The 21,932-nt window shown below is 60.0% G+C and carries 23 protein-coding genes and 1 pseudogene; 6 read left to right on the top strand and 18 right to left on the bottom strand.

The features are described from left to right. Positions 1–34: 34 nt before the first annotated feature. Positions 35–1,285 (bottom strand): 2-aminoadipate transaminase, encoded by a 1,251-nt coding sequence (locus FIV39_RS31995; protein WP_090400710.1) that lies wholly within the window; start codon positions 1,283–1,285, stop codon positions 35–37. A 223-nt stretch (positions 1,286–1,508) separates the two neighbouring features. On the opposite strand from FIV39_RS31995, the gene FIV39_RS31990 reads away from it, so the two are divergent. Further along, positions 1,509–2,537 (top strand): amino acid ABC transporter substrate-binding protein, encoded by a 1,029-nt coding sequence (locus tag FIV39_RS31990; protein WP_090400709.1) that lies wholly within the window; start codon positions 1,509–1,511, stop codon positions 2,535–2,537. 10 nt (positions 2,538–2,547) lie between these two features. Here the strand turns inward: FIV39_RS31990 and FIV39_RS31985 are convergent, their stop codons facing one another. The 7 genes and pseudogenes from FIV39_RS31985 to FIV39_RS31955 form a co-directional block, all read right to left on the bottom strand. Continuing rightward, positions 2,548–3,561 carry a diguanylate cyclase domain-containing protein gene (locus tag FIV39_RS31985; protein ID WP_090400708.1) on the bottom strand — a complete coding sequence of 338 codons (1,014 nt, stop codon included), beginning with the start codon at positions 3,559–3,561 and terminating at the stop codon, positions 2,548–2,550. 136 nt (positions 3,562–3,697) lie between these two features. Continuing rightward, complete coding sequence (locus tag FIV39_RS31980; protein ID WP_090400707.1) at positions 3,698–5,596, bottom strand: alkaline phosphatase D family protein; 1,899 nt, start codon at positions 5,594–5,596, stop codon at positions 3,698–3,700. Between the two features lie 112 nt (positions 5,597–5,708). Then, positions 5,709–5,909, bottom strand: a complete 201-nt coding sequence (locus FIV39_RS31975) for a hypothetical protein (RefSeq protein WP_090400706.1) — start codon at positions 5,907–5,909, stop codon at positions 5,709–5,711. Between the two features lie 126 nt (positions 5,910–6,035). Then, positions 6,036–6,191: pseudogene (locus FIV39_RS31970) on the bottom strand (MlaA family lipoprotein); the annotation flags it as partial. A gap of 66 nt (positions 6,192–6,257) precedes the next feature. After that, a complete protein-coding gene (locus tag FIV39_RS31965; RefSeq protein WP_090400705.1) occupies positions 6,258–8,501 on the bottom strand; it encodes an ATP-binding protein in 2,244 nt (747 codons plus the stop codon). Continuing rightward, complete coding sequence (locus FIV39_RS31960; protein WP_090400704.1) at positions 8,498–9,112, bottom strand: biliverdin-producing heme oxygenase; 615 nt, start codon at positions 9,110–9,112, stop codon at positions 8,498–8,500. The genes FIV39_RS31965 and FIV39_RS31960 overlap by 4 nt, the downstream gene beginning before the upstream one ends. Before the next feature lie 196 nt (positions 9,113–9,308). Next, positions 9,309–9,689: a response regulator gene (locus tag FIV39_RS31955; RefSeq protein ID WP_090400703.1), complete on the bottom strand. Its 381-nt coding sequence runs from the start codon at positions 9,687–9,689 to the stop codon at positions 9,309–9,311. Between the two features lie 196 nt (positions 9,690–9,885). Between FIV39_RS31955 and FIV39_RS31950 the strand changes: the two genes are divergently transcribed. Further along, positions 9,886–10,428 (top strand): demethoxyubiquinone hydroxylase family protein, encoded by a 543-nt coding sequence (locus tag FIV39_RS31950; RefSeq protein ID WP_244176223.1) that lies wholly within the window; start codon positions 9,886–9,888, stop codon positions 10,426–10,428. 43 nt (positions 10,429–10,471) lie between these two features. Further along, the gene (locus FIV39_RS31945; RefSeq protein ID WP_090400702.1) at positions 10,472–10,846 is read left to right on the top strand and encodes a c-type cytochrome; all 375 of its coding nucleotides are present in this window, start codon (positions 10,472–10,474) and stop codon (positions 10,844–10,846) included. Here the strand turns inward: FIV39_RS31945 and FIV39_RS31940 are convergent, their stop codons facing one another. From FIV39_RS31940 to FIV39_RS31920, 5 genes are all read right to left on the bottom strand, one after another. Beyond that, positions 10,847–12,868, bottom strand: coding sequence for an LTA synthase family protein (locus FIV39_RS31940; RefSeq protein WP_090400701.1), 2,022 nt, complete (start codon positions 12,866–12,868; stop codon positions 10,847–10,849). 67 nt (positions 12,869–12,935) lie between these two features. Further along, a complete protein-coding gene (locus tag FIV39_RS31935; protein WP_090400700.1) occupies positions 12,936–13,547 on the bottom strand; it encodes a hypothetical protein in 612 nt (203 codons plus the stop codon). Further along, a complete protein-coding gene (locus FIV39_RS31930; protein ID WP_090400699.1) occupies positions 13,547–14,815 on the bottom strand; it encodes a sialidase family protein in 1,269 nt (422 codons plus the stop codon). Before FIV39_RS31930 ends, FIV39_RS31935 begins: the two co-directional genes overlap by 1 nt. 22 nt (positions 14,816–14,837) lie before the next feature. Next, positions 14,838–15,383 (bottom strand): cytochrome b/b6 domain-containing protein, encoded by a 546-nt coding sequence (locus tag FIV39_RS31925; RefSeq protein ID WP_090400698.1) that lies wholly within the window; start codon positions 15,381–15,383, stop codon positions 14,838–14,840. Beyond that, positions 15,383–15,649 (bottom strand): PepSY domain-containing protein, encoded by a 267-nt coding sequence (locus FIV39_RS31920; RefSeq protein WP_090400697.1) that lies wholly within the window; start codon positions 15,647–15,649, stop codon positions 15,383–15,385. The genes FIV39_RS31925 and FIV39_RS31920 overlap by 1 nt, the downstream gene beginning before the upstream one ends. Positions 15,650–15,796: 147 nt before the next feature. Here FIV39_RS31920 and FIV39_RS31915 point away from each other — a divergent pair, with 147 nt between their 5' ends. The 3 genes from FIV39_RS31915 (at position 15,797) to FIV39_RS31905 (ending at position 18,499) form a co-directional block, all read left to right on the top strand. Then, positions 15,797–16,459, top strand: a complete 663-nt coding sequence (locus FIV39_RS31915; protein ID WP_053132130.1) for a response regulator — start codon at positions 15,797–15,799, stop codon at positions 16,457–16,459. Next, the gene (locus FIV39_RS31910; protein WP_090400696.1) at positions 16,456–17,808 is read left to right on the top strand and encodes a sensor histidine kinase; all 1,353 of its coding nucleotides are present in this window, start codon (positions 16,456–16,458) and stop codon (positions 17,806–17,808) included. The genes FIV39_RS31915 and FIV39_RS31910 overlap by 4 nt, the downstream gene beginning before the upstream one ends. A gap of 124 nt (positions 17,809–17,932) precedes the next feature. Further along, positions 17,933–18,499 (top strand): hypothetical protein, encoded by a 567-nt coding sequence (locus FIV39_RS31905; RefSeq protein ID WP_090400695.1) that lies wholly within the window; start codon positions 17,933–17,935, stop codon positions 18,497–18,499. Between the two features lie 12 nt (positions 18,500–18,511). Here FIV39_RS31905 and FIV39_RS31900 read toward each other — a convergent pair whose 3' ends face one another. The 5 genes from FIV39_RS31900 to FIV39_RS31880 all read right to left on the bottom strand — a co-directional run bounded on the left by FIV39_RS31900 (position 18,512) and on the right by FIV39_RS31880 (position 21,510). Further along, the gene (locus FIV39_RS31900) at positions 18,512–18,982 is read right to left on the bottom strand and encodes a hypothetical protein (protein ID WP_090400694.1); all 471 of its coding nucleotides are present in this window, start codon (positions 18,980–18,982) and stop codon (positions 18,512–18,514) included. 16 nt (positions 18,983–18,998) lie between these two features. Further along, positions 18,999–19,283, bottom strand: coding sequence for a colicin E3-like toxin immunity protein (locus FIV39_RS31895; RefSeq protein ID WP_090400693.1), 285 nt, complete (start codon positions 19,281–19,283; stop codon positions 18,999–19,001). 15 nt (positions 19,284–19,298) lie between these two features. Further along, positions 19,299–20,462 (bottom strand): S-type pyocin domain-containing protein, encoded by a 1,164-nt coding sequence (locus FIV39_RS31890; RefSeq protein ID WP_090400692.1) that lies wholly within the window; start codon positions 20,460–20,462, stop codon positions 19,299–19,301. A 322-nt stretch (positions 20,463–20,784) separates the two neighbouring features. Beyond that, entirely contained in the window at positions 20,785–21,156 is a 372-nt protein-coding gene (locus FIV39_RS31885; RefSeq protein ID WP_065926020.1) for a PH domain-containing protein, read from the bottom strand. A gap of 24 nt (positions 21,157–21,180) precedes the next feature. Then, a complete protein-coding gene (locus tag FIV39_RS31880) occupies positions 21,181–21,510 on the bottom strand; it encodes a hypothetical protein (RefSeq protein ID WP_027607589.1) in 330 nt (109 codons plus the stop codon). Positions 21,511–21,932: the final 422 nt, after the last annotated feature.

The following is a 21,932-nucleotide window of genomic DNA, read 5'->3' as shown; positions in this document are numbered from 1 at the left end:
CGGAGCAAGGCTGCCGACCGGCGGATGCGGGGGGTTAAACCAACTGCTGGAGGCACGCCTGGAGAATATCCAGTCCTTCTTCCAGCACCGCAGGCTCAATGGTCAACGGTGCCAGCAGCCGAATGATATGCCGCGACTTACCACTGGGCATCAGCAGCAACCCGGCATCCCGCGCCAGGCTCAGCAATTGGGTCAGTTGCTGTGGGGCGGGCGTGCCGTCGGGGCTGGTCAGTTCGATGCCGCGCATGGCACCGACGCCGGTCAGGCGGCCCAGGTACGGCGACAGGTGCTGCGAACGCCAGGCTTCATAGCGGCCTACGATCGCTTCTTCGTGCTGCGAGCCCCAGGCCTGCAAATGCTCATCGGTCATTGCATCGAGGGTGGCCAGCGCCGCTGCGCAGGCGATGGGGTTGCCGGAATACGTGCCGCCCAACCCGCCTTTGGGCAGGTTGTCCATCAATGCCTTGCGCCCGACCACCGCACCCAGCGGCACGCCGCCGGCGATGCTTTTGCCCAGCAGGATCAAATCCGGTTCGATGCCCAGGCGTGAGAAGGCGAAACGCTGGCCGGTGCGACCGAAGCCGGATTGGATTTCGTCGGCAATCAGCAGAATGTTTTTCTCATCGCACAAGCGTCGCAACGCCTGGGCGAACTCGATATCCAAGGCGAGGAAACCTGCTTCGCCCTGCACCGGCTCGATGATGAAACAGGCGACGTCATTGACGTCGATTTCCACGCTGAACAAGCGGTCCATGGCTTTGAGCGCTTCAGCGCAGCTCACGCCGTTATCGGCGCTGGGGTAGGGCAGGTGATACACCGGGCCGGGCAGTACGCCGACCTTTTGTTTGTAGGGCGCCACCTTGCCATTGAGATTGAGGGTGGCCAGGGTGCGGCCGTGGAAGGCACCGTCAAACGCGATCACCGCCGTGCGGCCGGTGGCGCCGCGGACGATCTTCAAGGCGTTTTCTGCAGCTTCTGCGCCGCTGTTGGTGAGCATGCCGCTGACGGGGTAGTCCACCGGGATAAACCTGGTCAGGCGGTCCATCAGTTCGATGTAGGGCGTGTGGGGCGCGGCGTTGAACGCATAGTGGGTCAACTTCGTCGCCTGTTCACGAATCGCCGCCACCACGCCCGGGTGGCAATGGCCAAGGTTGAGCACGCCGATCCCGCCGACAAAATCGATATAGCGTTTGCCCGTGGCGTCCCAGACCTCGGCGTTCCTGCCATGGCTGAGGCTGATGGGGTGAACGATGGAAATCGACTGGCTGATGGTTTCGCGGCTCATGAATCTCGGACTCGGCAGTGGCGGGCGTGTTTTTATCTAAGCCGTGGGCCAGGCCCTGCCGCAAACGAAATAAAGTCGCCGGGTCATTCCAAATCGGAAGGAGCTGTTGCCAAAAGGTCGTTTGTGGCAACGCGGCAAACCCGTCGATACTCCCCCGGCAGCATCAGAAACAGGCGCGGGCTGTGTGGCGCCGAATAACAAGAAACGACAGGGAGAGCCTCGCATGAACCGATTCAAAATGACCTTGGCCATGATCAGTGCCGCCGCCACCTTTGGCCTGGCCGGCAGCGCGCACGCCGGTTCGACCCTCGACGCAATCCAGAAGAAAGGTTTTATCCAGTGTGGGGTCAGCGACGGGTTGCCCGGTTTTGGCGTGCCTGACAGCCAGGGCAAGATGACCGGCATCGATGTGGACGTGTGCCATGCCGTTGCGGCCGCCGTATTCGGTGATGCATCCAAAGTGAAATTCACCCAATTGACTGCCAAGGAGCGTTTCACCGCCCTGCAGTCCGGCGAAATCGATGTGATTTCGCGCAACACCACCTGGACCAGCTCCCGCGACTCGGGCATGGGCCTGGTGTTCACGGGCGTGACCTACTATGACGGCATCGGTTTTCTGGTGAACAGCAAGCTGGGAGTCACGGCCGCCAGGCAATTGGACGGCGCAACCGTGTGTATCCAGGCCGGCACCACCACCGAACTCAACGTTTCCGACTATTTCCGTACCCATGGCATGAAGTTCACGCCGATCACCTTCGACACCGCCGACGAAAGCGCCAAGGGCCTTGAAGCCGGGCGTTGCGATGTGCTCACCACTGACCAGTCGGGGCTGTATGCCCAACGGATCAAGATGGCCCACCCGGATGAGTTTGTGGTATTGCCGGAAGTGATTTCCAAGGAGCCGCTGGGGCCGCTGGTGCGCAAGGGCGATGACGAGTGGTTCAGCATCGTCAAGTGGACCCTGTTTGCGATGCTCAACGCCGAGGAAATGGGCATCACCTCGCAGAACGTCGAAGAGCAGGCCAAGACCACGAAAAATCCGGATGTTGCGCGACTGCTGGGCGCCGATGGCGAGTACGGCAAGGACCTGAAGCTGCGCAAGGATTGGGTGGTGCAGATCGTCAAGCAGGTGGGCAACTACGGTGAGGTGTTCGAACGCAACATCGGCCAGGGCAGCGTGTTGAAGATCAAGCGCGGCCTCAATGCCCTGTGGAACAACGGCGGCATCCAGTACGCGCCGCCGGTGCGCTGACAGGCTTGGCTTACGCTGACACCCCATCTTTCCCCGCCGCCTTGGCGCGATATAACGCCTGATCGGCACGCGCCATCAGGGCGGCAGGGGATTCATCCATACGGCGCTCGGCCACCCCCAGGCTCAGGGTAACGGGCAGGTCATCGCGCAGCGGCATCTTGCGCATCGTTTGGCAGATGTTCTCGGCCAATTGCGTAGCGGTTTCCAGCGAGCTCTTGGGCAGGACCACCATGAACTCATCGCCGCCCCACCGGGCCAGCAGGTCGCCTGGGCGAAGGCAACTTTCCAGGCATTCCACGACCTGCACCAGGGTCTGGTCGCCCACGCCGTGACCGTGTCGGTCATTGATCGGCTTGAAGTCATCGATATCCATCGCGATCAATGCCAGCGGCAGGCGAAAACGCTGGGCCCGGTCGCACTCTTCCAGCAGGGCTTTTTCCAGGCGATAGCGGTTGGCTACGAGGGTCAGGGCATCCCGTTCGGCCAGGGAGCGGTTTTCGTCCAGTTGCAATTGCAACTGCTGGTTGACCCGTGACAACTCGCGCGTGCGCTCGGCCACCAGCGCCTCAAGGGATTGGTTGCGCCGCTCCAGCTGTTCGACGGAGCACTTGCGTGTATGAATATCGCGATGGGCGCCCACCATCCGCGCCACCGAGCCGTCGGCGTTACGTGCAATCACGTAGCCCCGGTCTTCGATCCACAGGTAGCTGCCATCTTTTTTGCGGCAACGGTATTCGACTTGATAATGGGGGGCGCGACGGTTGATGTAGTCATCAAACAGCGTCATCACTTGGGGGTAGTCTTCCGGGTGGATGACGGTCTCCCAGGTGAACACGCTGTTTTCCAGGGAGTGGCGGGGGTAGCCGAGCATTTCGTACCAGCCTGGGTTGCGGTAGACGAACCCGGTATTGGCGTTCCAGTCCCAGATTCCGTCGCTGACCAGCTCCAGCACGGTATGCAGCATGTCGGCGTTGAGGTGAGAGAAATCACTCTTCAGTGTGCTGTCGCCGGAGGTATCGTCCATCTACGCGCTCCTTGCCCGGGCCGGCATTCAGTGCCAGCCCTGTTGACGCCGATACTCCGTGGCTGGAGCTACTGTACAACGGGGCTTGTGCGCTTTGAATAGGGCGGATGGCCGGCCATAGAAAGGTGGCAATAGGCTATTTCTTCGGCGCCGTCATCCTCGTACGCGCTTTCCCATCGGCGTTGTGTTGGTAAATCGCTTCCGGCTGGCCGTGTTCATTGAAAAACACCTGGCCAATTCCCGCCGAATTCCACAACCGCTCACCCGCTTCGGCATGCTCCGGAATATGCGGTATCACTTGCATGGTGCGGCGGCGAGTAAACCAGTTGAGGGGCGAACGCGGCGAGTACAGCCAGCGGTTGAGGCGGTCGAACCATTCCAGCAATCGCGGTGGGAATTCGTTCTTGATGCCGCTGCTGGTGATCTGCCAGATCCTGGGCCCGGCGTTGCGATGGCGGATCAGCACTTCATAGACGAACGAGTAGTGCACATCGCCTGAGAGGACCACGTAGTTACCGGGTGTGCGCGAGTGGCGAAAGATGTTGAGGATCACCTGGGCCGCGCCGCGATGGGCCATCCAGTTTTCCGCGTCCACCAGCAAAGGGTGGCCGCACCAACTGAAGATTTTCTGCACGGTCTCGATCAGCTTGACGCCAAAGATCGGCGCGGGGGAGACGATGATGGCCGAGGGGTGGTCGAGCAGTTCCTGTTGCAGTTCGCTCAAGGCTTCCCAGTCCAGCAGGCCGGACGGTTGCTTGAGGGTGAACTCGCTGCGCCAGCGCCGGGTACGGGTGTCGAGCACCACCAGGGCGGGCGTGGTGGGCAGTACGTAATGCCATTGCTGAAATTTCAGCAGCGCTTCGAGCAGTTCATCCTGCGCGCTCGCGTCGAGGTGATCGGCCTGGGCCTGGGCAGTGAGCGTCCGGGTTTGGCTCACCAGCTCATCAAAGGCGTCCGGGTTATTACCCCAGCCTTGGCACAGCAGGTACGCCAGCAGGGCGTTACCGATGATGCGTTTGGAGAAGGGATGGCCGTAGGCGGTTTCTTCCCATTGAGCGCTGAGGTTCCAGTCGTCGGTGATGTCGTGATCGTCAAAAATCATCAACGTGGACAGATGGGCGAAGACCCGCGCAACGCCTGGCAGGCCTTTGCAGAAGAGGTCGATCTGCACCTGTTCGCGGTGATAGCGCTGTTGTTCGTCGGTACTCAACACCGGTGGTTGCGGGTTGATAAGGCCCCAGGGTGTCGGTGACCAGACCAGCAGGTACATCGCCATCACTTCGGCGAAGGTCACCAAATGGTTGTCGGCGGTGCTGCTGGTGAAAATCGGCTTTTTCACACCACCAAAAAATCGCTCGCGCAGGGTTTCGTTGCTGTCCAGCGCGGGCAGCAGGTCGGCGCGATGGTAATAGCTGGCGCGATGCCCGTAGAGGCTGGCGCTGTCGTCCACGACTGCGCCTTCCAGGTATTCATCGAACAGGCCCAAGCGTGCGATCAGCGCATGGATCGCCCGCAGCATGGGCCCGGCGACATCGTCTGCATACACCTGATCACCGCTCATCATCAGCAGCGCCGGGCGTTGGGCGGGTGTGTGTGCTTCCGCCAGCAGGCGGTCGACACACAGCAAGCCTTCGCCTGCCGGGTGATGCGGTTTGCGGCAGGAGCCATGCACCAACTGATGGATGCGGCTATGCAGGACAAAGCTCGGGCAGTGGGCGTTGGCATACACCAGGTGCGGCGCCCATTCGGCGATGCCCGTGTCGTCGATCAGCAGGTCATAGCCGATGACCACGTCCTGGGGCAGGGCGTCGTCCAGCGGCACGTCGATCAAATGAATAAAGGCGTGGCGGCCTACCGGGACGATTTCGCATTGGCCCCGATTCAGCGGGATATCGCGGTTCTGCCCGGGGATGTGCAGTCTCAGGGTCAGCGCCAGTGCCTGGCTGCCTACCAGCCACAGTACCAGGCGCCGGGGCTCCAGGCGGCGCAGCAACGGACCGGCCAGGACGGTGGGCAAAGTATCGAGGGGTGACATGCAGGCAGGGACTCCTGGCTCTATAAAAAACAGCGAGGTTAGCGCACTGAATGTCAGTGTTTTGTTAACACCTAACAAAGGGCAGCCCGATTGGGCTGCCCTTTGTTAGGTGTTAAAGCAGGGTTCCTCCAAGGCTATCCAGCGTGCTCTGATTCTTGCGCCCATCGCTGGCCGCCGGGCCGCCAAATTCGATGGTGGACGACTGCTTCCGATTCGGTTCGACGTCGCTCTTCTGGCGCTGGTGCAGCTCGGATTGTTGCAGCACATTCACTGCGTTATCGTTATTCATCGTGCGATGGATGGAACCAAACATAGAGAATTCCTTCTGTGAGCTAGAAACTTCACCGTGAATAGTGAAGCGCAGTCAAACCTACAGAGAGGCAAGGGGTTGAACTATAAACGCCTCGCTGCAAATGATGACGGCGGTGTGTATTCCCCCTCAAAAATCATCACCGCTGCCTTTGGCACACTCATCAGCTTCAGGCGAGGTCATGCCGTGCCTGCCTTCGAGCACAAAAGCCGCTCGGTTTTGCGCGACTACGTTACGTAATGCGCTGTAGTAATCCGGCAGCTTTTGCAGGCTGTCGGTGAGTGGCCCGCCTGCGCCTGCGCGGTGAATTAATCGAAGATGCCGACCAGCAACGCCATCCACTACGGGCGCTCAGGTATATGAGTCCTCAATCACCTTCGGCACCGTAAACCGGAACTCGCTGCCACGGCCCACTTCACTCTCGGCCACGATCTTGCCGCCATGGGCCTGGACAATCCCCTGGGTGATATACAGCCCCAGGCCACTGCCGGTGGGGTTGTTTTCGGCCTGGGTCCAATAACGATCAAACACATGCGGCAGTTGGTCAGGCGCAATACCTTCGCCGGAGTCACGCACCGAAAACACGATATCTTCACCATTGCTCATCGCACTGATGCCGATATTGCCCTGGCGCGGGGTGAACTTGATGGCGTTGCCGATCAGGTTCGACAGCACCTGGAACAGCCGCTCCGGGTCGCCGTTTATCTGCAGGCCAGGCTCGGCGTTGAACGACAGGTCGATGCCTTTTTCCATCGCCAGCGGCGAGAGCAGGGCATAGGCTTCTTCGAACATTTGGCTGACGTCCAATGCCACTGGTCTCACTACATAGCGCCCGGCCTCGATCTTGGAGGTGTCGAGCAGATCTTCCAGTAACACGTTCATGCGCCCGGCGGCCTGTTGCATGGTGTCGATGGCCGAGGAAATTCGCCGCGAGGTGTGTGGGCCGTCGGAGCTGAAGGCTTTTTGCATCATGCCGCACAACATCGAGATGACGGTCATCGGGTTGCGCAGGTCGTGGGATACCACCGCTACCAGTTCATCGCGGGCGCGCACGGCCTGTTGCTCGCGCAGCACCTGGCGGGCCAGGTCGTTTTCCAGGGCCGAGCGGCGCAGGTCGTTGGCGGCAAAGCGGTCGCCATGGCTCCACTTGGTGGAGATACCGGCCATTTCCACTTTCCAGATTTCAAACGAGGTGCGTGGGCGCAGGCGCAGGCCGGCCTCGGAGTTTTCCAGGGCCAGCGGTTTGTTCGGGTCGCCGCTCCAATTGATGTTCTCTTTCACTTCCGGGCGGAACCACAGCACACCGTTATCCACAGGCTTTGGCAGGCTCATCGCCAATACCCCACTGGCCACCTGTTGGAACTCGGCGGCCGGCGGGTAGACCGACACCAGGTTATGGCTGGAAAACACCGACTCGCCGCGGTCTTGCAGCCACTTGTGCAATGCGCGGATCTGCGCTGGTTCCGGGCAGTTGCCGTAGCGGTGCAATTGTTTGTCTTCGATGATCGCCACGCCGCCGGACAAGGTCAGGTCCATCAGCAGCTGGCCTTGCTGGGCCAGTCCGTCGAACACGCTTGCTTGCGAGGCCTTCATCGCCTGATCAAGCTTGGCCAAGGCCTCGACTTTCTCTTCACGCTGGCGGCTCAGGTCCAGGGCTTCCATGGCGCTGATCTGCAATGACAGCACTTGGCCGATGGTCTGGCAGGCGATGCGCAATTCGTTGGGCACCAGCAGCGGTTCACGGTTGCCGCAGCTGATCAGGCCCCAGAGCTTGTCACCCTTCATCAGCGAGATGCTCATGGACGACAGCACGCCCATGTTTTGCATGTACTGGCAGTGAATCGGCGATACGCTGCGCAGGGTGGCGAAGCTCAAATCCAGCGGCTCGCCGGTGTCCGGGCGCAACTTGGGCAGCAGTGGCACCGGCTCGTAGGCAGCATTCGGAATAATGCGCAGCCAGTTGGTGCGATACAGCTCGCGGGCCTGCTCCGGGATGTCGGACGCAGGGAAGAACAGCCCGTTGAACAGCTCCATGGACGGTGCCGACGCTTCCGCGATCACCTGGCCGTGGCCTTCTTCTTCGAAGCGATAGATCAACACCCGGTCGTAACCGGTCATGGCCTGGATTTCAGTCACGCTGATTTCGTACAGCGCCTGCAGGGTTTTCGCAGCCTGCAACCGTTGCAGCATCTTGCCCAAGTCACTGGCGCGACCCTTCAGCGCCCGCGGTCGGAAGTCTTTGAGCCGCGGCTCGAACTCCAGCACCAGCACGTCCTGATGGCGGTGCAACAGGCCGTCGAACTCGGCGCCGTTGAACGTGACGTGCAACGGCGGCGCATCAAAAAAGCTATTGTGTTCAGCCATGGCCTGTACAGCCTGGGCGTGTTCGGCACCCACCAGCGTGTGCAGGGGCTGGCCCAGCAGCGACTCGGGGTCGCGGTTGAACAAGGTGGCAACGTTGGCACTGACTTGAATGATGTTCAGATCGGGTTCCGACAGCGTCAGCAGCACGCCGTGGGGTTGGATCGCCCCCGGAAAGCGGATGGGCTCGTCGGCACAGTTGGCAAGCAGCTCTTCAAAATCGTCGGGTTTCATAGCAGTACCTCCTGGCTGTCGAGCCATTGCTCAAAGCAGCTGAATGTCGAACGGGCCGCGTTCACCGCGCGCTCTTTGGCTGGCGCGTCCAGCGGCAGGCGGCCCAGATAGTCGAGAAAATCCTTCCAGCGCCGACCAGTCTCGGCACCGTACACATTGAGGAATGCACCGCCGTTATCGGCGTCCAGGTCCAGGCGCTGGGCCATTTCCCGACGTAATACCTGGCCGCCCAAGGTGGCGCCTTCCAATACATACAAGGCGCCGAGGCAGGCAGCGGGGGTGTCGAAAGAGGGCAGTTGTACACAGTGTGGCAAGGCATTGATCGCCGGGGCATCCAGGCCAAGGGCGTGAAGATCATCCAACAGGGTCGGCGTTTTCACACGCTGTGCCTGGTCAAAACCTTCAGGGATGAAGTTACAGCCGTACAGCGCCGCTTCCATTGGCCCATAAAACCCGTAATACGCCTGGATCAAGCGCTGGTACCAGACGGCATCCAGGTGCTCGGAAAAAAACGGCAGGCGTTTTTCCAAGGTCACATGCAATAGGCCAGTGCCTGCGCGCAACGCTTCCAGCAATGAGGGTGTACCACCTTCATGGGCCTGTGAATGCATTCAATGAGCTCGAACTGTGGGCCTTTCGGCCATGAATGACGCGCTGAAAAAGGCGACGATTCTACACAACACATAAGCATCAGCTGAACGCACAAGGCGAAAAGGCTGACCAGCGGATCAGAAAAGTCGCTCCCTGCTTAAATAAGTGACCATAAGGCCTGCTGCGAAGTTCGGTATAAATGATGTCGCGACGCTATCAATGCATGGACGATCCTTGCTGGGTCAATGCCGTTTGCACGCACTCAAGCAAATGCTCCGTGCTCCAGGGTTTGGGCAGGAACCGCACGGAGCCTCCCAATTGCTGCGCAAATCTGGCGTTGCCGGAGGTAAGCAGCACCGGCACCGACGGCCAGCGGTGCGCGACTACCCGGCTCAAGTCATAGCCGTTGAGCAACCCCGGCATCTGCACATCGCTGACAATCAGATCCACCGGATCGTCGCCCCGCTCCAGGTAAATCATCCCTTCATCGGCTGAAGGAAAAGATGTCACCGTCGCGCCGAAATCCTCCAGCACATCCACCATTAACGATCGAATGATCTCGTCGTCTTCCAATACCAAAATCGATGGCTGAGCCATGATCCTTACTCCACCATCAGGGTTCAGTAGGGTGGAGTGGAGCGGAGTTGGATAGGTTCGATTGGATGTGTATGGAGCGATGGGTGGTCAATTCGAGGGTCTAGGTTGCGCATTTGCGCGGTGGTACGGCACGATACCGGCGCTCTGCAATCAGGACGGGCCCGAACCCCGTGGCCCTCGCACAAGGTCGTCAACCGTGAACACTTGCGCTGCCCCCTTGATCGACCCGAACCTGGGCAACCGCATGATCAAAGTCGACCACGCCGGTGAGCATGGCGCGATCTGTATCTACAGCGGCCAGCTGTTTATGGCGCGGTTGTTTGCCCCCAGCATGGTGGGTGAGCTCCGTGAATTCCTCTCCCACGAGCGCCGCCACCGCGCGGTGTTCCAGGCCGAGTTGCAACGGCGAGGCTACCGACGCTGCCGCAGCTACTGGCTGTGCGGCCTTGGCGGGTTGGTGCTGGGCCTGCTTACCGGGGGATGCGGGCGCAAGGCTATCGTTGCCACCACCGTGGCCGTGGAAAGTGTGGTGCTCAAGCACCTGGCTCATCAACTTCACGCTTTACGCGACATAGACCCGCTGGCCGTGGCGGCCATTGCCTCCATCGTCGAGGAAGAACAGCACCACCACGACCACTCGGCTGCGCAGATCGATGTGCAGGATCCCTGGTTTCGTGCGCTGACGCCGGTGGTCACGGCGTGGACCGAAGCGGTGATCTGGATGGGCATGCGCTCCTGACAAACAGGCATAATCGCCGGCAACACCCGATGTGGAGTCCCCCATGAAGTACCTCTTACTGACCCTCGCGCTGAGCCTCAGCAATGCTTCGGCCTACGCCGCCGGTGATGCCGAGGCGGGCGGCAAACTCTTCAGCAAAACCTGCGGCGGTTGCCACAGCGTCGGCGAAGGCGCGCGCGGTGGCTTTGGCCCAGAGCTCAACGGCATCATCGGCCGACCCGCCGGCACCACCGCCGACTATCAATATTCGGACGCGATGAAAAACTCCGGCGTGGTCTGGACCCGCGACAAGCTCGCGGCCTACATCGAAGCGCCAAAAAAGGTCGTGAGTGGTACGCGCATGATTTTCTGGGGCATCAGCGACCCGGAAAAAATCGACAACATCCTGGCGTACCTTGAGACGTTCCAGCCCAAGTGATTACTCACGCACATTCCTGAACAGCATCAACCGCGCACTCTCATGCAGCCCACGGGTCAACGCCTGCAAACGCTGAAACTCCTCGGGGTGGTATGCACTCACATCGTCACGCGGGGTGAGCGACGCCAGGTCATGCAGGGTCGGTGAGCTACCGTCGTGCTGCATCTGCAGCAGGAAGTCCTGGGTCACGCCGCCGATGATCGGGAAGGTGCCTTCGCGCAATACCAGCGGCACCACACGTTCGCCTTCCGGCGCCGGTTGCTGGATGTCCCGGCCCATCGCGCCATTGCGAAACGGCACGCCCGCCATGCCGGCCACGGTGGGCAGCAGGTCGGCCAGGCCCACCGCCTCGTCGATCACCCGAGGCTCAAGGCCGGGGGCGTGGATGAGCAGCGGCACATTATTACTTTCCAGGCCCAACTGCTCGAAGGCTGGCGCCATGTGGGGGATCTGGCTGATACGGGTGTTGTGGTCGCCGAAGAACACAAAAATGCTGTTGTCGTAGTAGCCGCCGGCCTTGGCGATGTCCATCAACCGGCCGATGTTGTAGTCCAGCAGGCGCACGGCGTTGTACTGCTCGACACTGCGGGAGCCGGCGGCCTGGGCCTGTTCCAGTGTCACGTGGCTTACCTGGAAGCCATCGTTCTGCTTGGGGATGGTGAAGGGGCGATGGTTGCCGGAGGTTTGCAGATAGGCGAAGAACGGCTGGTCCTTGGGGACCGCGCTTAACAGCCCGTCAGCTTCCTTGAACAGGTCCAGGTCGGAAATACCCCACACATCCACCCGTGGCGATTGCCAGTTGCTCTCCTCGAACAATTGCACGTCGTCGATGCTCTGGCGGATCAGTGCATTGATATTCGCCCAGCCGGCGTTGCCGCCGATCATGTAGAACTTCTGGTAGCCCTCGAACGCATTGATCAACGTGTGCTGGCGCGTAATCAGCGGGTTGCGCGTGGCTGTTTCCTGGCGGGTGACGTCGGGTACGCCGGTGATGCTGGCCCACACGGTTTTCGCCGTGCCGGTGACGGGGACGTAGAAGTGTTTGAAGAACCAGCTTTGCGTGGCCAGTTTGTCCAGGTTCGGCGTGGGGTTGAGCGGGTTGCCATAGGCACCCACGGCGCTGGTGCCGAGGGATTCGAGCATCACGAAAATCACATTGGGTGGGCGCTCGCCGGCCAGTCGATAGGGCTGCACGCCTTGTTCGCGGGTGAAGTTCAGTGATTGGGCATCGGGCTGGGCCACGCCCAGGTACTGGGCGACGTGCGGGTAATACTTGCGGACCTGGGCTTCATCGAACTGCGATTGGCCGACCTTGAGCGTGTCATACAAAAACAGCACCGGGTTCAGGCCCACGGCGGCCAGTTGGCTGTTGCCGGAAAAGAAGGCATCGCTCCAGCGCAGGGGCACCGGGTTTTCCAGGTTGAGGTTGGCGACGCGGCCGAGCAAGGCCAGCAGCACCGCGACGACGCCCATCACACTCACCACTGTCAGTGCCGGCTTGCTGATGGCGGTGGGCGCTCGATCCAGGGTCAACCGCTCCAGGCGGACCAGCGCCCAGACCCAAAGCGCCACCGCCGAAAGCCAGCAGGCGGTTATCCACAGCACCGGGTAGGTTTCCCACACCATCTGCTGGGAAATCTGCGCGTCTTGCAGGTAACGCAGCACCGTCGCATTGATACGCACGCCGAGGTAGGCGTAGTGGCCGAAGTCGATGATGTACACCAACCCCACCACTGCTAGTGCGATGACCAGATAACCGCGCGCCAGCCAGCGCAGGGCCGGCAGGGTGGCGAGGTTCCAGCGCGGCAGCCATGCGAGCACGGCCAGCGGCAGCAGGATCAACACCGCCAGGCGCAGGTCGAAACGCAGGCCGATACCCAGGGTCTCCAGCAGCGCCGGGGTGTTCAAATCAAGGCCGGAAAAACCCAGCACAAATACCAGCCGCAACGCAGCCAGCAACACAAACACCAACCCGATCGCGCCCACGCCGTAGCGCAGGCGGCGTGATTGCAACGCACTCATCAATTTTCCCACTCTTTAAAACAACACAAATCCAATGTGGGACGGGGCTTGCTCCGAGGGGGGTGGTTCAGTGCCGGATGTACTGACTGACACGCTGCCATCGGGAACAAGCCCCCTCCCACAGTTTTAGTTGCATTAATCCAGCGACCACGCAGTAGCCCGTCAACAGCGGGTCGACCAGATAATCCCAATAGTTTTCCGACGCCTTGAGCCGTAATGCAAAAGCCAACGTACCCATCGCCAACATCCACACCGCCAGCGTATTACGCAGCCACAGCATCAACAGTGCAGCTGCCGCCATCAGGACGATCATCGGCCGTGGGTTGAAGCCCCAACGGTACGGGTCGAAGTAGGTCAGGCCCAACGTGGCCGGATACAACACCAGGCTCAACAGGCCAAACAGCAGCAACATCTGCACCTGATGCCGACGAGCGAGCGGTTGCGCTAAGCCGAGGCGGCTGAGCACGACCCACGCCAACAACACCAATGTGCTGATTGCCAAATCATCGGTAAAGCTGCGCACATACGCCGCCAGCGGCAGCTCGTTGACCGGGATAAAACTGACCGCCACCAGCACCGGCAGCAGCCATGGCCGCCAGGGGGCGGTAAACCTGAGCGTGCTTGACAGCACAAAGCCCAGCAGCACAAAGCTCAAATGGGCCTGCCACAGAGAAACCATCACAGACGCTCCGCCAGCCAGGCTTCGTTGAAGCTGACATGTTTGATAAAGGTGTTATTCCACGAGTACACCAAGTGGTACATGCCGTCCGGGCTGCGGCTGAAGTACGGGTACTCGTATTCGAAATCGCAGCCTTGGGGTTTGCACACGCGGTAGTCGAGATTGCTGAGAAAGCGCTGTTCCAGTGGCAGGCGTTTGGCGCCACTGGACGCGCGGAAGCCTTCGCCGATGATTTCTTTATAGGCCTCGGGGGAGAAGGGCTGGCCGAGCGGGTCGGGTGACTCATCCAGTTGCACCACGGTGCGCCATTGGCTGAGCTGGGCGTCGGTGCCGTAGAGGCTGAGCTTGAAGCGGCCATCCTGCAGGTCGTTGAGGGCCACGAGTAACCCGTCATCTACCGTGCCCACCGCCGCCAACGACGAATTGGGGTTGGCCGGTTCCAGCGGGTACGGCGCGCTCCAGGTTTGCCCGGCGTCTTCGGTGCGGCTGGCCAGGACGCGGTGGTGGGTGTCGCCGGCGTAGCGCAACATCGCCACGGCGCGCTTGCCGTCCAGCGGCACGATGGTCGGTTGCAGGGAGTTCTTGCCGCGGCTGATGCGGAATTTGTCGATCACCGCACCGTCGGGGCTCAAATACAGGTACTCGGCAAACTTGCCCATGAACTCGTGGTACACCGGCAGGCCGATGGAGCCGTCGGCGTGGAACACCGGCGCTGCGCGCACCAGCGTACTGATGTTGAAAAACGGAGAGGTCACCAACTGCCGGGGCGCGGACCAGTTGGCGCCGAGGTCATCCGACACCATCACATTGATCGCACTGGTGGCCCAGCCGCCGACCGACACCGACACATAAAACATCCACAGGCGTTTATCCGGCCCCAGGGCGATCACCGGGTTGCCGAGTTTGCGGATATAGCGCTGGGTGCCGTCGCGAGTGCTTTCCCGCGTGGCCAGCACTTGCTCGGTGCCCCATTCGCCGCTGCGCGCATCGAAGCGAGCGGTGCGCACCTGCACATCGGCGGCGCCTTCACGCGAACCGGCAAACCACACGGCCATCAAGTCGCCGCCGGGCAGGGCGGTGACGGAGGAAGAGTGCACAAAGTCCGTGAGTTGCGAAGACACAAAACGGCTGGTGTATTGCGGGGCCGTCGCCACCTTCGAGGTGTTCGGCGCCACTTGGGCAAAGGGTGCCAGCACATGGGGCGGGTGGCTTAGCCACGCGGCCAGGAAGACGCCGAGCAGGCTGCAGATCAGAAAAGCGGAGCGCATAGAGGACCTGTCGAGAAAAGGATTACTGCCCACGTTCATCCGGCAGGCGCTTCCTGCGACCGGTGAGCATGGATAACGGCAGGTTGTCCCGCACCTGGATACTTTCAAACACCGCGGCCAGCACATGGATGCACACCAGGCCCAGCAGCACATTGGCGGCGGTCTCGTGGATTTGCAGGGGCCAATCGGCGCCCCACAGGGCATCCACTTCCTGCATCAAAAAGCCGCTGATGCCGATGGTCAGCAACGCCAGCAACATCAACAGCATCACCAGCGCGCCGATGGGCGAATGGCCCAGTCGATGGTGCGGGCGGCGGTTGAGCAGCGAACGCAGGTGGGTTTTCACGCGTTTCGGGGTCGGCCAGAAGTCCGCCCAGCGTGCACTGCGCGGCCCGATGAATCCCCACACCGTTCGTACCAGCAGCCAGGCCATGGCGTAGTAGCCCAGCCAGACATGCCAGTCGTCGCCCGCTTCGTTAAAGAAGTAATTGGCGACAAAGACCCCGGCGATGGACAGATGAAACAGCCTCACCAACGGGTCCCACAGGCGCAGGGATTCGCCTGGCATCAGCCTTTGATCTCAGTCTTCACGGCCTTGCCGGTGACTGGATCGTGGTAGATCTCGACCTTGCGCTTGTCCTTGTCGAAACCGTAGATCTCGTAGCAGTTGCCGTCGGTGACCTTGAACTTGCTGATCTCGTAGCCTTCGGCCTTGAGCTTGTCCTGGAAGGCTTTTTCGTCTTGCCATTGCGAGCGCTCGGCGGTGGTGCATTGCGGGCCGGCGACCGCCAGGGGACTGGCGACAATCAGGGACAGCAGGAGAATTTTGCGCATGGAAAAGCTCTCAGCAGATGTGGGAGATTTCACAGTGCAAAATCAACCTTAGCGCAACCTTAGTTGGCAACGCGCGGTAACATCTTTGCCGAAATAGCCTCGGTCAGAACCCGGCATGATGCCGCCGATTCCTACAGAGATTTTGCTATGCGCCTACTCCTTGTCGAAGATGATCGTGCCCTTGGCCAAGGGATTCGCGTGGCATTGGGCGTTGAAGGCTACACCCTGGATTGGCTGCAGGATGGCGTTGCGGCCCTGCATGCCCTGCGCACGGAAAGCTTTGATCTGTTGCTGCTCGACCTCGGCCTGCCGCGCCTTGATGGCCTGGACCTGTTGCAGCAACTGCGCGCCGAGCAGCACGACCTGCCGGTACTGATCCTCACCGCCCGCGATGGCACCGCCGAGCGCATCGCCGGTCTGGACGCCGGCGCCGACGACTACCTGGTCAAACCCTTCGATGTGGAAGAACTCAAGGCCCGCGTGCGCGCCCTGTTGCGCCGCAGCCAGGGCCGCGCGCAACCGATGTTGGAACATGCCGGCGTCAGCCTCGACCCGGCCACCCAGCAAGTGCGGTATCTGGATGAAGACATCATCGTCACCCCCATGGAATACCAACTGCTGCACCAACTGATGGTGCGCCCCGGCAAAGTGGTGACCCGCGAGCGCCTGTCCCGCGCGTTGTATGGCTGGCAGGACCGGGTCGAGAGCAACACCCTGGAAGTGTTGATCCACAACCTGCGTAAAAAGTTATCCACCGAGCTGATCCGCACGGTGCGCGGTGTTGGCTATGTACTGGCGCTTAAACCATGACCTCCGTGCGTGCACGTATCCTCATCCCTGTCCTGGTGCTGATCCTGTTGGGCGACGCGTTGATCAGCTGGCTGGTGCTGCGCGACAGCCACCATGAAATCGAAGAAGTCTACGACGCTCAACTCGCCCAAAGCGCACGCCTGTTGCAAGGCGTATTGCGCCAGCGCGACCCTGGCGAAGCCGACTGGGACCGCCTGTACCAGGCCTTCGATCAGGCCATGAGCCGTGTCGGCGAAGACGGTGTTGCCCACCCTTATGAAACGCGGTTGACCTTCCAGGTGTGGCGCAGCGACGGCCAATTACTCGTACGCTCCGCCGAGGCGCCAGTGTTGGCCGCACCGCCGGCTACCCTCGGCTCCCACGACATCATGGACAACGGCAACGACTGGTGCGCCTTCCTCCTCGCCGACCCGCAACAGGGGTTGCTAATCTGGGTGGGCGAGCGCGACGATATTCGCCAGGACGTGATCCAACGAATCATGCGCCACACTCTCTGGCCCACATTGATCGGCGTGCCGCTGCTCACTGTGTTGATCTGGCTGGTGATCGGCTGGGGCCTCAAACCCTTGCGCGCCATGGCCTTGTCGATTCGCGGGCGTAACTCCGACACCTTGCAACCGCTGCACCTCAAGCCGCTGCCCACCGACCTGGAGCCCATGCAAACCGCGCTCAACCGCCTGTTGGTGCAAGTTGACGACCTGTTGGAGCGCGAGCGCCGTTTCATCGCTGACGCCGCCCACGAACTGCGCACGCCTTTGGCAATCCTGCGCATCCATGCGCAAAACGCCCAAAGTGCCGGCACCGAAACCCAGCGGCGCGAAGCGCTGGACTTCCTGGTCAGCGGCGTCGACCGCGCGACCCGCATCGGCAGCCAACTGCTGACCATGGCGCGCATAGAGCCGCAATTGAATAACCCTGTGCGCAGTCGCGTGCAGTTGACGGAGTTAGTGCGCGAAGAATTGGCGGAACTGACCCCGCTGGCCATGGAAAAAGGCGTGGAACTGGTACTGGAAGGGAACGAAGAGTGCTGGGTCGAAACCGAACCCGTGGCACTGGCCATCGCCCTGCAAAACCTGGTGACCAACGCCCTCAACTTCTCCCCGCCGGGCAGCGAAGTAAAAGTGGTGATTGGCGCCCATTGCCTCAGCGTGGAGGACCAGGGGCCGGGTATTGATGAGGCGGAAATGGGGCGTTTGTTCGAGCGGTTCTACAGCCGTGGCAATGCCAATGGCGCAGGGCTGGGGCTGGCGATTGTGGAGATGATCGTGGGCAAGATCGGCAGCCGGTTGGCGTTGCATAACCGCGAGCGGGGCGGGTTGTGCGCGCGGTTGGTGTTTAACGAGGCCTGAAGTGATCACTGCTCAACTGTGGAAGCTGTCGAGCCCCTGCATCGCGGTCGCTCCACTACGGAACATTCTGTTTAATCACAGGTCAAGTCATCATCATCTGTCACCCTGATAAGGACATCTTCCCGTGAAGCGAATCGCACTGCTCTCCCTCGCCCTGGCCCTGTGCGCCTGCCAATCCAACCAACGCGACTCATCGCCCAGCCTGCTCAAGGACGGCATCCAGCTGCGCCAGAAAACCGTAGCTGTCGATGCTGAGCACGCCAAAGTCATCATGAAAGCCTACGGCGGCACCGCTCCCGTCGAGTTCTCGATACGCCGCGAAGGCGACCCCGATGAACGCATGGAAACCCTGGGCACGGTGATGGATACAGGTGAAGGCCGCGTCTTCAACTGGATTGCAAAGCTCAACCAGACGGTGGCCAGCGCTGGGTTCAAGCGCTTCCCGCAGTTGGAGATCCAGGCAGATCCTGGCAAGAAGTTGACCGTTGCCAGTTCGTCCACCGACTCACGCCCTGGCATCTACGCCATTTGCGGGCCTCTGTTAAGTAGCTTCCAGCCTGAAAAGGGCAAGGTGTATCTGGTGGAGTTCCAGTTCAAACCCTCGGCGTGTGCGCAGCAGGTGTTTGATATTACGGATCCGGGGAAACGGGTGTTGGTGGAAGGGGCCGATAGTGTGAGTAAGTCGGGTTGATAGCCCCGGTGTTTATGGGGTACACGGTAGAGCCTGCGTGTACACCACACCGTTGAAGGTGTGGGTGCAGCAGTCACAAAAGGGCTCCATCTGCTCAGGTGTCAGCTGTGGATTGACCTTTTGCAGCAGGCCTGCCTCGTCAACCCATAAGCCGCTGTAGTAGCTGTTCTCATCCGTTCTCACGTACTCGTCCTTGTCGCTTTCATGTAGCGCAACCATCCAGAATACGGGCTCCGGGCGATCCAAGCGGGATTTGGCTTCGCTGAAAACCTGATCCCATGGGTGGCCGACTTTGGATAGGAGAAACCGAAATAGCGGGGTGTAATCAAAACCGTGTCGTTGATGGCTGTGCATGGAACCACGGTTTGAGAGTGTGTTCTTTTCGGTCTTGGTGTTTCGTTCGTACCTGTAAGCGCAGCAACTCCCGTGCCGTACGCCATGGGTTCGGGTGTTGACTGAGCGGTAGAGGAGGGGCTTTTTCATGGTTGGGTTCATTGCATCAAGACTTCACCTTGGGCTGCTTATGAGAGGGTGGCCAAGCACCTTGGTAATGAAAAGATATCTGGTAGTCGAAAAGCTCAGGTGTTATCTCGTGCCGGAAATGTGGCTGGAGAATTCTTATCCAGCTGGAAAGAACATCGAATCCACCTGTATAAATTTGGGGCTCATCGTGTAAGTCGAGTGCTTCAAGAATGCTGCCGTCCTCAACGTTCGCTGAGTATTCGTCTGCTTCCAGGACTTCCGTCTGCCTGTTGAACCATTCCAGCCGTACTTTCATAGCCATATCGAACTCTCTATTTTATTTTTGTATACGCCGCTCATCTTTTGCAGGACCCCGTCGTTCCCCGGTATAGGGGTCAAATGAGCCTAGGTGTTCCACATCGCTGTACCTGTAGACTTCAAGTTCGCCTTTTTCTGAGTCCCACTCAAAAAGCCTTCGTCCTTTGGCGTCTTTCCAGCGCTCACGTAGTCCGCCACCGTTACGTTTTCTATTTTTCTTCTTGAGTTCGATCAAACCCGGGAAGCCAGTGATGTCTTCGGTTTTTGGTGCAGGAAAGTAATCATGGTCCGGATTCCTAAGCCCCTTCCTAGGCTCGTTCACCACCCCATACAGCGGCCGAACCCCCGACTCCACCGGGAACACCAGGATAAAATCCCGATACGCCGGCGGATAAATCGGGTTCACCAGAATCTGCGCTGCTTTCTCCGTCGGCGGATAAATCCAGATCACCGGCGCTTGCGGCGCAGCCTCCAAGGCCGGAATACCCAGCGTGTCACTTGGATCAACGGCGGGCGTCCAGATCAGCTCCACACCTTCACCCAAATCCGCCACAAACTGATCGCCACGGCTTTGGAACTGCACCACATCAATCATTTGCCAATCAGGATTATTGCCGGTGTAAAACCCATACCCCTTGAGTGTGCCGTCCTCGCGCTGTTCGACATGCAAGCGCATCTGCGAACGCGCCTTTCGCATTGAACGCAACTGTTCTTCGCTGTAGAACGCGCTATCACCCAGCTCCGACGGCCAAGCCAGCGCCACCAAGCCGGTCAGCAGGCCACCGGCGACTGAGCCGACGGCAGTAGCTGCCGCCTCCAACGCCGACGAACGCAACGCCAACTGCCCCAAACCAGCGGGAAGTGCGCTACCGCTGATCCTGCCCAAGGCAACTGCGCCCCAACCATCCACCTCTCGCCCACCCAGCAGGCTGAAATGGCCGTATTCCTTGATCAGCTCCAGCGGTACGTAACCGCTGGGTTGCGCGTAGTCAGTGAGGCCATCGGGCAATTGGCAAGGTTTGATGAACGTGCAGCCGGGAGGTTTGTCGGGCGTGGGAGGTGGGGCCGGGGGTGGGTTGAACAAATCGATGGGCGGTGAGTAAGGCGCGCGCGATGGCTGCGGCGTCAGGATTCGCCGTTTGAGTTGCTCATCTTCGGTGATGGGGTACGCACGTTCAGTCATGACTGGCTCACGTCCTTGTGTGGGGGAGTGAGCCTACGAGATGGAGCAAAGGGGGTGGAATTGGCTTTGTTCGATGGCGGATGTGGGAAACTTCAGCTATTGAGTATGGTTTTTCTCCACTTGTTTGACGAGGTTGTGTGTAGTCAGCGGCGGTTTACTTTAACCAGTTTCTGGAGGTGCAACCGCACCTCTTCAATCGTGACAAACACAAGAAAGTCCGCTCGCAGCCGGCATTGCCGTGGCAGATTAATCGGGCTCGGTTCAACAGCGTGGATGACGACCAGTCAGCGTCATCTGTGATCCCCTGAAGCATGCCCGCTGATCAAGTCAGCAAGTGCTTGGAGATCAAGCGGGAGATTTCCACAATCGAGGTCTTGCCGGTGAATTCAAATTTCACTTTTCCCAGCGACGAAAAGTAAATCTCCAGTTCCGAATCCAGGTCAAACGTCCCGGACGTTTCCACCGAGTACGCGACGATGTTTTTGTACGGCAGCGAGGTGAAGTCCTTCTTGCTGCCTGTTATGCCTTGTACGTTCACTGCGATGATGCGTTTGGTGGTGAAGACCACGCCATCGCGCATGGCTTTGTAGGCGTCGATGACTTCTTCGCCGTCCAGCAGCAGGGCCGCGACGCGTTCGGCGTATTCGTTGTTTTGCTTGAGTTTGAAGAAGCCTTTGTTGTTGAAGTCGATCATGTGAAGGTCCTTGTGGTGAGTCCGTTACTGAATGGCTTTAAGGTAGTCCTTCAGTGTCGCGAGCAGTGGCTTGAGTTCCTCCAGCGTTGAGGCTTGCTGTACGTCGGTAGACAACCGCTGCAGCTCACGTCCCAATACCGTATCGGCCCCACCCAAAGCGACCAGCGCCTGCGCCATACACTCGTCTATCTTCAGCAGAACTCCCGGCAGATCCCCCTGTCGCACCAGCAACCCGAACACCTCCCGCTCATACCTATCCATCACCAGGTCGTCCCTCAACACCGGGCTGCCGCCGTCCTCCTCATGCACGAGCTTGAGTGCAAAGAGCGCAACAGCTTCCAGCGTCAATTCCATGGTGTCGGTTCCTCTGGGGTTAGGGGGGGGGCGATGATCCCTGTTCTGGGCGTGAAAACAAAGACCCGATGCGTACCGGGCTCTCCTGCGGTATCAAAGAGTCGACTGACTTCACGGGGACACCGGAGTGATCCTTGGCAGTCGCATCCCCTATTGGCCAAGTACACCTTCTATCTATATAGACGCAACGACGCGCTTCTTTTAAAGGCGGGCGTCGTTGCGTCGCGGTGTGGGTTCTTTGTTAAGGAAAAGATTTTGCAGAAGAGGGGTTGACCAGGTAATTCAATGCTGTATTATTCGCCTCCCGCTAACGAGAGATCGGAAGCGCAAGTGGTTGAAGTTGTTGAAGAAATCTTCGAAAGCTTCTGAAAATAATCACTTGACAGCAAATGAGGCTGCTGTAGAATGCGCGCCTCGGTTGA

Origin of the sequence: Pseudomonas grimontii (assembly GCF_007858185.1) — a bacterium.
Lineage (GTDB): Bacteria > Pseudomonadota > Gammaproteobacteria > Pseudomonadales > Pseudomonadaceae > Aquipseudomonas > Aquipseudomonas grimontii.
Note: the sequence above shows the minus strand (reverse complement) of the source record. Positions and strands in the feature narration are given on the sequence as shown.